Annotated in this window: 8 protein-coding genes, 1 pseudogene and 1 riboswitch; of the genes and pseudogenes, 2 read left to right on the forward strand and 7 right to left on the reverse strand. The window is 72.7% G+C overall.

Features of this window, described 5'->3' with window-relative positions; all coding sequences use genetic code 11:
* Nucleotides 1-62 precede the first annotated feature (62 nt).
* Nucleotides 63-1355, reverse strand: a complete 1293-nt coding sequence (locus ADK64_RS30875) for an NRAMP family divalent metal transporter (protein WP_234384761.1) — start codon at nucleotides 1353-1355, stop codon at nucleotides 63-65.
* Nucleotides 1352-2698 carry a magnesium transporter MgtE N-terminal domain-containing protein gene (locus tag ADK64_RS30880; RefSeq protein WP_234384762.1) on the reverse strand — a complete coding sequence of 449 codons (1347 nt, stop codon included), beginning with the start codon at nucleotides 2696-2698 and terminating at the stop codon, nucleotides 1352-1354. Before ADK64_RS30880 ends, ADK64_RS30875 begins: the two co-directional genes overlap by 4 nt.
* Nucleotides 2699-3019: 321 nt before the next feature.
* Nucleotides 3020-3191: riboswitch (M-box (ykoK) riboswitch) on the reverse strand.
* 243 nt (nucleotides 3192-3434) lie between these two features.
* Between ADK64_RS30880 and ADK64_RS30885 the strand changes: the two genes are divergently transcribed.
* Nucleotides 3435-4250, forward strand: a complete 816-nt coding sequence (locus ADK64_RS30885; RefSeq protein ID WP_053664315.1) for an SAM-dependent methyltransferase — start codon at nucleotides 3435-3437, stop codon at nucleotides 4248-4250.
* A 26-nt stretch (nucleotides 4251-4276) separates the two neighbouring features.
* Here ADK64_RS30885 and ADK64_RS30890 read toward each other — a convergent pair whose 3' ends face one another.
* From ADK64_RS30890 to ADK64_RS30910, 5 genes are all read right to left on the reverse strand, one after another.
* Nucleotides 4277-8389, reverse strand: a complete 4113-nt coding sequence (locus ADK64_RS30890) for a bifunctional nitrate reductase/sulfite reductase flavoprotein subunit alpha (protein ID WP_053664317.1) — start codon at nucleotides 8387-8389, stop codon at nucleotides 4277-4279.
* A 384-nt stretch (nucleotides 8390-8773) separates the two neighbouring features.
* A complete protein-coding gene (locus tag ADK64_RS30895) occupies nucleotides 8774-9259 on the reverse strand; it encodes a lamin tail domain-containing protein (protein ID WP_324614457.1) in 486 nt (161 codons plus the stop codon).
* A 365-nt stretch (nucleotides 9260-9624) separates the two neighbouring features.
* Nucleotides 9625-10476 carry an isocitrate lyase/PEP mutase family protein gene (locus ADK64_RS30900; RefSeq protein ID WP_053664319.1) on the reverse strand — a complete coding sequence of 284 codons (852 nt, stop codon included), beginning with the start codon at nucleotides 10474-10476 and terminating at the stop codon, nucleotides 9625-9627.
* 45 nt (nucleotides 10477-10521) lie between these two features.
* On the reverse strand, nucleotides 10522-11880 hold the full coding sequence (locus ADK64_RS30905) for a DNA-3-methyladenine glycosylase 2 family protein (protein ID WP_053664321.1): 1359 nt from the start codon (nucleotides 11878-11880) through the stop codon (nucleotides 10522-10524).
* Between the two features lie 90 nt (nucleotides 11881-11970).
* Nucleotides 11971-12318 carry a DUF1330 domain-containing protein gene (locus ADK64_RS30910; RefSeq protein ID WP_053664324.1) on the reverse strand — a complete coding sequence of 116 codons (348 nt, stop codon included), beginning with the start codon at nucleotides 12316-12318 and terminating at the stop codon, nucleotides 11971-11973.
* A 108-nt stretch (nucleotides 12319-12426) separates the two neighbouring features.
* Here ADK64_RS30910 and ADK64_RS30915 point away from each other — a divergent pair.
* Nucleotides 12427-13315, forward strand: a pseudogene (locus ADK64_RS30915) (quinone oxidoreductase family protein).
* Nucleotides 13316-13326: the final 11 nt, after the last annotated feature.

Here is a 13326-nt window from a genome sequence, read left to right on the forward strand (position 1 = left end):
GTAGTCCCCGGCGGCCCGGAGCCCGGCATCGGGGTACCGCACGCCGGAGTGAAGCGCGAGGATCAGGCAAGACCGAACCAGCCCAGGACCGTCTGGACGAGAAGGATCGTCGACATGGCGGCGACGCCGACGACCACCGCGGTGGCGGCGACGCGGTAGCGCGGGCCGTTGGCGGCCGGGCCGAGGACGGAGCGGCGGTTGGTCAGGACCAGGAGGTAGACCAGCACGATGGGGCTGATCAGGCCCTGCAGGACCTGGGTGCCGATCAGCAGCTGGATCACGTCGACCGGAGTCATCGCCACCGTAGCGCCCAGCACGATCTGGGCGGTGAACAGACCGAGGAAGAGCGGGGCGTCGCGGAAGCTGCGGGAGACGGAGCGCTCCACTCCGGCGGCCTCTCCTATGGCGTAGCTGGCCGAGAGCGGGACGACGGCGCCGGCCAGGGCGGAGGCACCGAGCAGGCCGAGCGCGAACAGCAGCTCCGCGTTCCGCCCGGCGACCGGCTTGAGGGCCTCGGCGGCCTGGGCCGCGGAGTCCAGCGGCCCGGTGCCGCCGATGGCGGAGGCCGTGGCGACGATGATGGTCAGGCTGATGACGCAGGCGAAGACGGCGCCGAGGATGGCGTCGGCGCGGATGAGCGGGTAGTCGGCCGGCTTGGCGCCCCGGTCCACGACGCCCGCGGCGGCGTAGAACTGCATGTACGGGCTGACCGTCGTACCGATCAGCGCGACCGCCAGCAGGATGAAGGCCTTGCTCGGTTCGATGTGCGGGACGACCAGGTGGTGGCCGACCGTGCCCCAGTCGGGGTGGCCGAGGATCATCGCGACCGGGTAGGCGAAGAAGGCCAGCGACATGATCAGGAAGATGCGCTCGGCCCAGTGGTAGGAGCCGAAGAGCACCAGCGCCCACAGCAGGATCGCCGCCGGCGGGATGACCGCCCACTTCGGTACGCCGAGGAGTTCGAACGCGGCGCCGATGCCCGCGAACTCGGACACGACCAGGCCGGTGTTGGCCAGCAGCAGGCAGGAGACGGCGAGCGCGGTCAGGCGCAGGCTGAACTGCTCGCGGATCAGGGCGCCCAGGCCCTTGCCCGTGTGGGCGCCGAGGCGGACGGCCATCTCCTGCACCATCACCAGGGCGATGGTGACCAGCACCATGAAGAACAGGGTGCCGTAGGTGAACTGCGAGCCCGCCGAGGCGTAGGTGGCGATGCCGGCGGCGTCGTTGCCGGCGTTCGCGGCGACCAGGCCGGGTCCGGCGACCGCCGCGATCATGGTGATGCGCCGCCAGCCGGTCCGGCGGGCGGGCGTCGTGGCCTGCGGTGCCGCGGCGGCGGTCTCGAGGTCGCGGGTCACTGCAGGAACCTCCGGAAGTGGAGCCGCCCGCGTTCGGGCAGCAGGGCGTCGAGCAGGTCGTCGGCCAGGATCCGGCCGATCGGGCGGTCGGTCGGGTCGACCACCAGGAGTGAGGAGGCGCGGGCCGCGACCAGCTGGTCGGCGGCCTCCGCCAGGGATGTGTCGGCGCGGACGGTGTCCGGCGGGCCGAACTGCGCCCGCCAGGTGACCAGGTCGGACATCGGGGTGGCGTCCTCGGCCACCGCCAGGTCGAACAGCGGCAGGTCGCACAGCAGCCGGTCCGTGCCGTCCACGACGGCGACCGCGTCGATCTCGGTACGGTGCTCGGCCTGTTCGGCCAGCCGGCCGCGCACCTCGGCGACGGTCTCGTCCTGCCGGGCGGTGATCAGCAGTGTGGTCATGGCACCGCCCGCCGTGCCCTCCCGGTGCGCGAGCAGCCGGCGCAGTTCCGCCGCCTCGTCCTTCGGCATCCGGGTCAGCAGGGCCTCGCGCTCCTCGCGGGTGAGGTCGCGCAGGGCGTCGGTGGCCTCGTCGGGCTCCATCTCGTCGACCAGACGGGCGGCGTGTTCCGGCTGGGCCTCGCGCAGCAGGTTCTGCAGCTCGGCCGGTTCCATCTCCTCCAGCGCGTCGGCGGCCTGCTCGGGTTCCAGCCAGCCGAGCAGCTGCTGGCGTTCGGCGCGGCCGAGGTCTTCGAGGATGTCGGCGAGGTCGGCCGGGCGCAGCCGGTGCAGGGCCGCACGGGAGGCGCGCAGCCGCACTTCGGGCGGGCCTTCGGTGGCCTGCTCGGCGAAGGGCGCGACGGCCTGCCAGTCCAGGACCCGCTCCGGGGTGGGGCGGGCCTGCCAGCGGCGCGGGCCGAGCCGGCGCAACAGGGTGGGCAGCGAGACATCCACCCCGACCAGGACGACCTGGTCCACCAGAGGTGTCAGATACAGGTCGGCGGCCCGGGTGACCTGCACGCCGTCGACGTCGACCAACTGGTGGTCGAGCACGTCCTTGGCGAGCAGGGCCTCGCCGGGGCGGCGGACGAAGTCCCGCAGGTCGACCCGGGCGGTGCGCAGCCGTACGTGTCCGGCGTGCACCTTGCCGATCGCGTCGGCGGGCACGAAGGTCAGGCGCCGGCCGATGCGCAGGATGAGCCCGGTGACCGGCGGGTAGGAGTCCGTGCCGTAGAGCCGCGCGACGACGTCGACGACGCGGCCGACCTCGTCGCCGGACTGGTTGGTCGCCGGGCCGCCGATCAGCCCGGCGAGGGAGACCAGCGAGGTGCGGACCGCTTTGGACGCCGTGGCGCGGCGCTCCAGATCGACCCGGCGGCCACGCAACCGGGCCGAGGTGGACATGAACAGAGTGTGGGCAGTCAAGAGAAACACCCCCTTGCCCCGGCAGGACGGGGCTACGGGCGGCCCAAGGCAGCGCGCATCCTCCCCGGGCCGGGGTACCAGGCACACCGGGCACACGCCGGCACACGGCCTGACAGGCCGGTGAGCCGGACGGGGATCAGGGAAGAAGGCGCTGCTTCGGGCCGCGGAAGGACGGCGCGGACGACAGGAGGAGGGGCCGACTATGGCCCGGACTACTGTCCATGTCGCCTCCTCCCGGTCACGGCCGCGCAGCGAGTGTCGCGGTCCTGCGGCGGAGGGCAGCCGAAGCCGGCACGGCCCGGCACACCCCTTCTCGTCAGAGCTTTGGCACTCCACGGCGTGATCCCCGTGCGGGGAAGCCACTTGGGGTCACCCCTTGGGCCGGGGAGACCTGTCCTGATCCGGAGCGTCTCTCGACGGGTGGGATCAGTGGCCTGTGTCCGTGAAGACGCCTCACCGAACGAGGTGCCTGTTTTCTTTGTCCGCACCCACCCTACGTGCGCCGCAACCCGCCTTCCGCACCCATGACCTGCCCTTGACCTGCGCACTACGGAACGGAGACCGACTCGAGGGGACGATCCGCCGCCCGGTGCGGGCGGCCTGTCCGGCGTCGTCCTGCCGGCCGGAATCACGAACTGTTTGGTGGGACACGGGTGTTCGGACGTAGGTTGTGCCCTGAATGATCCACGCCATGGCCGAAAGATGGATGCGACTCATGACCGACCCCGCGACGACGCCCGAAGAAGCGATCCGCCAGAAGATCGACACGTCGGTGCCGCACTCCGCCCGTATCTGGAACTACTGGCTCGGCGGCAAGGACAACTACCCCGTCGACGAGCAGGCGGGCGACGCGTACACCGCCGTCTTCCCCGGCATCGTCACCATCGCCCGCAGCAGCCGTGCCTTCCTGCGCCGCAACATCACGTATCTGGTCGCCGAGGCGGGGATCCGGCAGTTCCTGGACGTCGGCACCGGTCTGCCGACCGCGCAGAACACCCATGAGGTCGCCCAGGGGATCGCTCCCGGGACGCGGATCGTCTACGTCGACAACGACCCGATGGTCCTGGCCCACGCGCGCGCCCTGCTCTACTCCGCCCCCGAGGGTGCGACCGCCTACATCGACGCCGACGTGACGGACCCGGACCGCATCCTCGCGACCGCCGCCGAGACACTGGACTTCAGCCGCCCCACCGCGCTCATCCTCAGCAACATCCTGGGGCATGTCGCCGACCACGACCAGGCCCGCTCCATCGTCACCCGGCTGATGGACGCCCTGCCGTCGGGCAGCTACCTCTCCGTCAACGACGGTTCGCGCGGCATCGACCCGGTCTTCGAGCGGGCCCAGGACGGCTACAACGACAGTGGCGCCGTGCCCTACAACCTGCGTACCGTCGAGGAGATCACCACGTTCTTCGACGGGCTGGACCTCATCGAGCCCGGTGTCGTCTCGGTCACCGAGTGGCGCCCGGAGCCCGGCTCCGCAGCCCCGGAGATCATCGCCGAGCACGGCGGTCTCGCCCGCAAGCCCTGACCGGCGAACGGCGCAGGCCGTCCCGGTCAGTAGACGTCCCGCACATAACGCTTGTCGGCGACGAGTTGTTTGACGTAGGCCGCCGCCTCCGTCTCGTCCAGGCCGCCGTGCACGGTGGCGACCTCTCGCAGGGCCCGGTCGACGTCCCTGGCCATGCGGGAGGCGTCGCCGCAGACGTAGAAGTGGGCGCCGTCGCGGAGCCAGGACCACAGCAGCGGGCCGTGTTCGCGCATGCGGTCCTGGACGTAGACCTTGGCGCGCTGGTCGCGGGAGAAGGCGGTGTCCAGGCGGGTGAGCGTGCCGTCGGCGAGGAAGGCGGTCAGCTCCCGCTCGTAGTAGAAGTCCGTCGCCCGATGCTGTTCGCCGAAGAACAGCCAGTTCGGGGCGCGGTGTCCGCGGGCCCGGCGTTCCTCCAGGAAGGCGATGAAGGGCGCGACGCCGGTGCCTGGTCCCACCATCACCGCCGGGGTGGTGGGGTCGGCGGGCGGGCGGAAGTGCGGCGCCCGCTGGACGCGGACGGGCACCGGGGTGCCGGGCTCGGCGTCGGCGAGGAAGGGGGAGCACACGCCCTGGCGGGGGCGGCCGCCCAGGTTCTCGTAGCGGACGACGGAGACCGTCAGGGACACCAGGTGCGGGTCGGTCAGGGGGCTGGAGGATATGGAGTACAGCCGGGGTTGCAGGCGCCCCAGCGCATCGGCCCACTCCTGCGCCCCGGCCCGGATGCCGAACTCGGCGACGACGTCGACGGCTTGACGTCCCCAGGACCACCGCGCCAGCTCACCCTTGTTGTCCGGCCGTAGCAGTTTGCGCAGCTCGCGCGGGTCGCGGGTGCGGTCGGCGGCGAAGCGCAGCAGGTCGGGGGTGACACGGGTGATGTCCAGGTGATGCAGCAGGGCCTCGGCGAAGGGCACGTCCGCGGCGTTCTTGACCTGTACGGCCGCGTCCGCGTCGAGACCGGTGACCGCCAGCCATTCCGTCACCAGGTCCGGCCAGTTGGCCGGGTGTACGGCCAGGGCGTCCCCGGCCTCGTAGCCGAGCGCGGTGTCGCTGTCGCGGGTGTCGAAGGTGAAGCGCCGGACCTCCTTGCCCGCGCCGGGCAGGCTCAGCAGGCGGTTGCCGGTGAGGCGGGCGGCGACCGGGGCGGGACGGCTCGGGCGGGCAGCCGTCGGGGCGGTCGGGGCCGGCTGCTCGGTGGGCTTCGAGGGCGACTCGGTGGTCTGCAACGCGGTCAGCACCTGGTCGAGCCAGGCGCCGGCCGCGCTCTCGTAGTCCGGTTCGCAGTCGGTGCGCGGGGTCAGCCGTGTCGCGTCCAGTTCGGCCATCCGCCGGTCGAGACGGCGGCCGTGGCCGCAGAAGTCGTCGTAGGAGGAGTCGCCGAGGGCCAGGACGGCGTAGCGGCTGCCCTTCAGCCGCGGGGCGCCGGACGAGGCGAGGGCGTCCCAGAAGCCGGCGCCGTTGTCCGGGGCGTCGCCGTCGCCGAACGTGCTCGTGATCAGCAGCAGGTCGGCGTCGGACGGCAGCCCGGCGGGGTCCGCCTCGGCCATGGACAGGAGCGAGGCGCGGTGGCCGTCGGCGGTGAGCCGCTCCGCCGCCGCGGTCGCGAACTCCTCGGCGTTCCCGGTCTGCGACGCCCAGAGGATCACCACCTGGCGGCGGGGGGCGGACGGCTGTGGGGAGCCGCCGGTCCCGTGCGCGGACGTCGCCGCGGCCCTGGAGTACATCCCGGCCAGTGCGCCGTTCACCCACAGGGCGTGCTCGGTGCTGAACGGGGCGTCCCGCGGCAGGACCGGTACGCCCGGGCCACCGGACGGGATGCCTGCCAGGAACCCGGTCAGATACCGGCGTTCGTGTTCGGCCAGGACCGGTGGCGGGGCGGGCTCCAGCCCGAACGGGGCGGGGGCGGACACCGTGCCGGGCGCGACGGGCACCGCAGGCGTGGCCCGGTCGGCCACCGGCGCCGGTGTCTGCACCGTCACGGCAGTGGCCACCTTGGCCAGCGAGACCGCGCACACCTTGAACTCGGGCTGGAACGACAGCGGGTCGACGGCGTCGCTGGTCACCGCGTTGACACTCAGGTACTCGCCGAACAGGTCGTTCCAGTGGAACGGCGCGAAGCAACAGCCCGGCCGCACCCGGTCGGTGACGACCGCCGGAAGCACGGCCCGCCCCCGCCGTGAGGCGACCTCCACCGAATCCCCCTCGGCGAGGCCGAGTTCGGCCGCGTCCTGCGGGTGCACCTCGACGAAGGGGCCGGGGTCGAGCTTGTTCAGCCTGGCCACCTTGGCCGTCTTGGTCAGCGTGTGCCACTGGTGCTGGAGCCGGCCCGTGTTGAGCACGAACGGGTAGTCGTCGTCGGGCATCTCCGCCGCCGGTATGTGCGGGCGGGCGTGGAAGACCGCACGGCCGCTCGGGGTCGGGAAGGCCGGTGAGCCGTCCTCGCCGAGGTAGCGGATCGGGTTGCGGTCGGGGCCCTGCGCCGTCGCCGCCGGCCACTGCACCGGGGTGGTGCGCAGCCGCTCGTAGCTCACCCCGCGCAGGTCCCAGCCGGTCACCGGATTCCAGGCGCCTTTGATCTCCTCGAAGATCTCTTCGGCGCTGTCGTAGGAGAAGCCCTTGTCGTAACCCATCTCGCGGGCCACGGCGGCGATGATCCGCCAGTCCGCCGTCGCCTCGCCGGGCGGATCCGCGGCCGGCTGGGCGAGGGTGAGGTTGCGCTCACTGTTGATCAGCACGCCCTCGGTCTCGGTCCACAGCGCGCCGGGCAGCACGACATCGGCGTACGCGTTGGTCTCCGTCTCGGCGAACACGTCCTGCGTGACGACGAGTTCGGCGGCCTCCAGACCCTCGATGACCGTCTTGCGGTTGGCGACGGAGGCGACGGGGTTGGTGCAGATGATCCAGCACGCCTTGATGCCGCCGTCGGCCATCTTCCGGAACAGCTCGACCGTGCCCTTGCCGACGCCTTCGGGGCGCAGGGCGCCCGGCTCCAGCTCCCACAGCTCCTCCACGAAGGCCCGGTCGGCGTCCACGAGGACGGAGCGCTGCCCGGGCAGCCCCGGCCCCATGTAGCCCATCTCCCGGCCGCCCATGGCGTTGGGCTGGCCGGTGAGCGAGAACGGCCCGCTGCCGGGGCGGCAGATCGCGCCGGTGGCGAGGTGCAGGTTGACCAGGGCGTTGGTGTTCCAGGTGCCGTGCGTCGACTGGTTCAGGCCCATCGTCCAGCAGCTCGTCCACTCCCCCGCCTCACCGATCAGCCGCGCCGCCTCCCGGATGTCGTCCTCCGGGACACCGGTGATCCCGGCGACGGTGGCGGGCGGGTAGTCGGCCAGGAAGGCGGGCATCGCCTCCCAGCCCTCGGTGTGCGCCGCGATGAAGCCGGGGTCGGTGTGGCCGTTGGTGTGCAGCAGGTGCAGCAGCCCGTTGAGCAGCGCGAGGTCCGTGCCGGGCTTGATCTGCAGGAACAGATCGGCCTTGGCGGCGGTGGCGGTGCGCCGCGGGTCCACGACGATCAGTTTGGCGCCTGCCGACTTCACCCGGTCCATCATCCGCAGGAAGAGAACGGGGTGGCAGTCGGCCATGTTGGAGCCGATGACGAAGAAGACGTCGGCCTTCTCGAAGTCCTGGTACGACCCGGGCGGCCCGTCCGCGCCCAGCGACAGTTTGTAACCGGTACCGGCGCTGGCCATGCACAGCCGGGAGTTGGACTCCATCTGGTTGGTGCGGATGAAGCCCTTGGCCAGCTTGTTCGCCAGGTACTGCGCCTCCAGGCTCATCTGCCCGGAGACGTAGAAGGCGAACGCGTCGGGGCCGTGCTCGTCGATGATCGCGCGCAGACGGCGGGCGGTCTCGGCGACGGCGGCGGCGACGGGCGCGGGCTGTGCTTCCGCGCCGCGGTCCGGCCGGACGAGGGCCGTGGTCAGCCGGCCCGGGGCGGCGAGCATGTCCGCGGTGGTCGCGCCCTTGGTGCACAGCCGGCCGAAGTTCGCCGGGTGCTCCTTGTCCCCGCTCGCCTTCAGGACCGTACGGCGCCCGTCCGGTCCCCGGCCGACATCGAGGACCAGGCCGCAGCCCACCCCGCAGTACGAGCAGACCGTCCGCACCTTCGTCGTGCCCTCGCTTTCCGAGCCCGGCGCGGCCACGGGCGCCTCCCTCTCCTGTACTCGACCTGAACCCACTGTTCGTGACCGTACGAACCGCTCATTACGCGGGTGTCTCCGCACCTGATCATCAGGGGTTACGCCCCCCGCACAGGGGCCGAGAGGGGCGTGTGAGCCCGGGCCGAGCCTGCTCCGCGCCGCTGGAGGCGTGACGGAGGAGAACTCTCGGGCCCGCCGTAGCCGATGGCGAGGGTGACGTGTGCTCCGCCGGCGCGGTTCCCCCTCGCAGCCACGGCGTTCTCGAGGGCGCGGGCGGTGGTGCTGGGGCCGGCCGTGCCCATCCGGCGGGACATGCGACAGCCCCGGCCGGCGAGGACGCCGTCCGGAGCTGAAGCGGTGAGGATGTCAGGGCACGGGGCCCACGAGTCAGCGGCGGTGGTCGACCCCGTGGTGCCGGACGCCTCCGTCGCGGCGGTGGCCGGCGCCCCAGGCCGCGGTGTCGATCACACGGCCGCGGGCGTCACGCAGGGTGGCGTTGTCGGCGTTGTTGTCCCACGCGCGCGTGCGGCGGTCCTGGTAGAGGTCGGTCTTGGTGTTCCGGCCGACACCGCTGTGGACGCGCACCGTGGCGCGGCCGGCGAGCCGTACGTGACGGAAGGTGTACGTGTGACCGTCCTTGTCGGACAGGGTCCAGCGGTCCAGGTTCACCGCCTGGCGGGAGCTGTTCGTGACGGCCACCCACTGCATGTTCAGCGTGCGGTTGGAGTGGTCGGCCCGGCTCTGCCCGTCGTGCCGCACGCCGCTGATGTACACCACTGCGTGGTGCAGACGGCCCGGGTGCTGACCGGCGGCCGCGGCCGGGAGTGCCGCGGTGCCCACCATGGCGGTGGCCACGGCAGCGACGGCGGTCACACGACGGACGGAAGAAGAAACGGACACAAGGTCCCCCTTCGCGAGGAAGCGGTGGTGCTATTCGGCGGCCGGTCGGCCGCGCACACATACCCTGCAACCTTCGTCGGAGTTTGTGAGGGAAACCCGCATGGCATTACGTTTCCAGCAGTAATCCGTGACTCTCGGCTGCAATGACCATTTATGTTCTGAATGCGCTAAGTTGACGCCATACCGGGCGCGAAAGCCTTGGAAATACAAGCCCCGGGCAACCGACCGCCAGCCCGCGCCACCCCGCCACCGCCGACGCGATCACCCAAAAGTGAGTAACGGAGGAATAGGCCGAACGAGGTGTGCGGGGCATCGGGGCATCGGGGCGAAGCATCTCCTCACCCCGTGCGCACGGCGCTGACCGCGCTGTTGACCGTCCCGAAGTCCGCCGCGCCCGCCATCGCGTCGTAGGTGCCCGCCTCCAGCAGTTCGGCGGCCGCGCGTTGAATGGCCCCGTACGCGGTCTGGGCGAGTGCGGTGCCCACGCTGACACGACGGACGCCCACTGCCTCGAACGCGGCTACCGGCGGTGCTCCCGGGCCCGCCATCACGTTGACCGGCAGGGGGCTGCGGCGGACCAGTTCGGCCACCGCGTCCAGGTCCACGAGCCCGGGCACGAACAGGCTGTCGGCGCCCGCGCCGGCGTAGGCCTTGGCCCGGGAGAGCACGTTCTCCACGCGGCCCTCCGGGGCGCCGATGCCGAACAGGAAGACGTCCGTACGGGCGTTGATCCACAGCCCGGGCAGCCCCGCTTCCGCGGCGGCGGAACGGGCCGCCCCCAGTCGAGCTGCCTGCGCCGGCACATCGTGCAGCGGACCGCCCGGTGCGAGCGAGTCCTCGAGATTGACGCCGACCGCGCCGGCCGTGATCACCGCGCGGACGGTGGCCGCGACATCCTCGCCGCCGGGGCCGTAGCCGCCTTCGATGTCGGCGCTGACCGGTACGTCGACCACGTCGGCGATCCGGCGCACCGCCTGTGCCATCTGTTCCCGCGTCAGGCCGTGGCCGTCGGGCCGGCCGGCCGACCAGGCGACGCCCCCGCTGGTCGTCGCGATCGCCCGCGCGCCCGCCTGTGCGATGAGCGCGGCGCTCGCCGCGTCCCAGGCGTTGGGCAGCACCAGTGCGCGGCCGTCGGCGGGTGTGTGCAGGGCGCGCAGGGCGGCGGCCAGGTCTCGCTGGGCGGTCTTCATTTCTTCGGTCCCTTCGGTGGGGTGATGGATGACGGGACGGCTCGTTCAGGCCGTCGTCGTGGGGAGGTCCGCCACGGCCAAGTGGGTCGCGGCGAAAGCGCGCCAGGGGTGCCATGCCGCGGCGGCCTCGGCCTGAGCCGACGCGGTGGCCCGGTCCGCGACGGAAAAGGCGTCGCCGTAACCCAGCCGCAAGGCGATGCGCTGTGCGGCGTCCGCTGTGACACCGGGGACGGCCGCCACGGCGCGCACGAACTCCGGCAGCGGCGGACCGCCGTCGAGCAGGGTGTCGTCCTGTGCGACGGCGAGGGCGAGCGCGCCCAGCGTGCCGGCCGTGTCCTGCGGCAGTCCGACGCCCTTCAGGTCGGTCCCGGCGAGCATCTCGGCGGACGGGAAGAGGTGGGTCAGACCGTGGCTGATCCCGGGAACCGGCTGTCCGGCGGCCGTGACGAGGGCGGCCATCTGCTCGCGCACTCTCGGCCGGGGGGCGTACTGGCCGAGTACGGCGTCCACGGCGATCTCGAAGGCGCCCCAGGCGCCGGGCACCCGCAGCCCCGGTCGGACCGCGATCAGCGGGCCGATCACCGGATCACCGGCGAGGGCGGCCTCCGCCGGAACGGTGTCCGCGTCCACGCCGAAGATCCGGCCGACGCGTTCGACGACGTGGATCAGCCCTTCCCAGAACGGCAGATGGGCCCGCAGCAGCAGATGGTCCTCGCCGCCCGGGCGCACCTCCAGCAGACCGGCTTCGCCGTCCAGGCTGATCGTGCGCCGGTACACGCCCCCCTCCACCGATTCCACGCCCGGTACGGCCCGTTCGGCGAGGAAGGCCAGCAGCGTCGGCCAGTGCAGCGGCGGTGCGAACGGCAGGCGCAGCTCCAGTCCGCCGTCGGCGGCGAGCCGGTCGGCGCGGCGGCGCCGGCTGCGCAGCTCCACCGGTGAGGCGCGGAACACGAGCCTCATGTCCCGGTTGAACTGCCGTACGCTGCCGAACCCGGACGCGAACGCCACATCGGCGACCGTCAGGTCCGTGTCGTCCAGCAGCCGGCGGGCGAAGTGCGCGCGGCGTGAGCGGGCGAGCTGGTCCGGGGTCACGCCCAGGTGCTGGTGGAACAGCCGCCGCAGATGCCGGGGCGACACGGCGAGCCGGGCGCCGAGTGCGGCCTCGGTTCCCGTGTCCAGCGCCCCGGCGATGATCAACTGCACGGCCCTGCAGAGCAGTTCGGGCGCATCGGCGGCGATCGGTCCGGCCACCCGGTAGGGCCGGCAGCGCAGACACGCCCGGTAGCCGTGCGCCTCGGCCGCGGCCGGCAGCTCGAAGGTGCGCAGATTCTCCGCGAGCGGTTTCGACCCGCAGCCCGGCCGGCAGTAGATGCCGGTGGTCACCACGGCCGAGTAAGTCGTCATGTCCCCAGTTCTAGGCGATCGTCCGCCGCGGTGCTGGCCAGATTCGGACAGGACGGGGAGCACCTGCCCGCGCCCCGAGGCGCGGAGCGCTCAGCAGGCGACGAGAGCCTCCCGCATCGTCCGCGCGGTGGCGGCCGCGTCGTAGCCTTCGGCCACGCCGGGCACCAGGACGATGTCGCCCTCGATGTGATCCGCGCGCAGGGGAACGATCTCCTGGTACGCGTCCGAGTCCCACCAGGCTCGCGCCTGGGCGAGCGACGGGAAGCCGATCACGACCACGTGGCCGGGCCAGGAGCCCTCCTTCACCTCGTGCGCGGCGCCGTGCACGAGGAACCGGCCGCCGTACGGCTCGAAGGTGGCGGTGATGCGCGCCATGTACTCGGCGATCTCCGGGTGCGGGGCGGATTCCTGCAGGTGGGCAATCGCGTAGGCGGACATGGCATCCTCCGGGCCGGTCGGCTGTTGATGTCCCCGATCCTGCCGCCCTGACCCGCGGTGGTCGATTACCCGGCAGGTAATCACCGGCCCGCGCCCACCCGTCGTGCTGTGGATACGGCTGCACCAGCCCGCCCCGGTGGCGATGACGTCGGGCCGGGCGCGGTCGCGGGCGTCCAGTTGCCGTCACCGCCGTTCCGCCCCGGCCTGGAGGTCGCGGGACGGATCCGTGCCGTCGGCCGGGGCGTCGAGGGGCTGCGCCCGGTGCAGGAGGTCGTCGCCTTCGTCACCGGCGGCGCCTGCGCGGAGGTCGCGCTCGCCGAGACCGCCGCCGTCTTCGCGCTGCCCGAGGGCCTGGACCTGCGGATCGCCGCCGCGCTCCCGGCCGTCCTGCCGACCGCGCACGCCTGCTCCACGAGGTCGGGCGGCTGCGCGCCGGGGAGAGCGTGCTGGTGCACGGCGTGGCGGGAGGCGTCGGTACGGCGGCCGGTCAACTGGCCCGCGCGGCCGGCGCCGGTGCGGTGTACGGCGTGGTCTCCTCCCGCGACGAGGCCGGACACGCCCTCGAGCACGGCTACGACGAGGTGTTCACGACCGACGCCTTCCCGGACGACGTCCGCCGCGCCACCGGCGGCCGGGGCGTGGACCTGGTGCTCGGCCCGGTGGGCGGCGACACCCTGCGCCGGGGCATCGACACGCCGGCCGTCTTCGGCCGCCTGGTGTCCTTCGGCAACGCGAGCGGTGCCGAGCCGTGGCGCATCGGGCAGGCGGAACTCCGCGCCCGGGGCCGGTCCGTCGCGGCGTTCTCCATCCTGAATCCCGCACGGTCCGCGCCCGAGGCGCTGCGTGCACCCACCGAGCGTGCCTTCCGCACGGGCGCCGACGGCACCGTGAGCCTTCCCGTCACCGCCGAGTTCGCGCTGTCGGACGCCGCCGAGGCACACCGGCCGATGGGCGGCGCACGTCGACCGGCAAACTGCTGCTGCGCACGACCGACTGAGCACGGACCGT

Source organism: Streptomyces sp. MMG1121 (assembly GCF_001280015.1).
GTDB lineage: Bacteria > Actinomycetota > Actinomycetes > Streptomycetales > Streptomycetaceae > Streptomyces.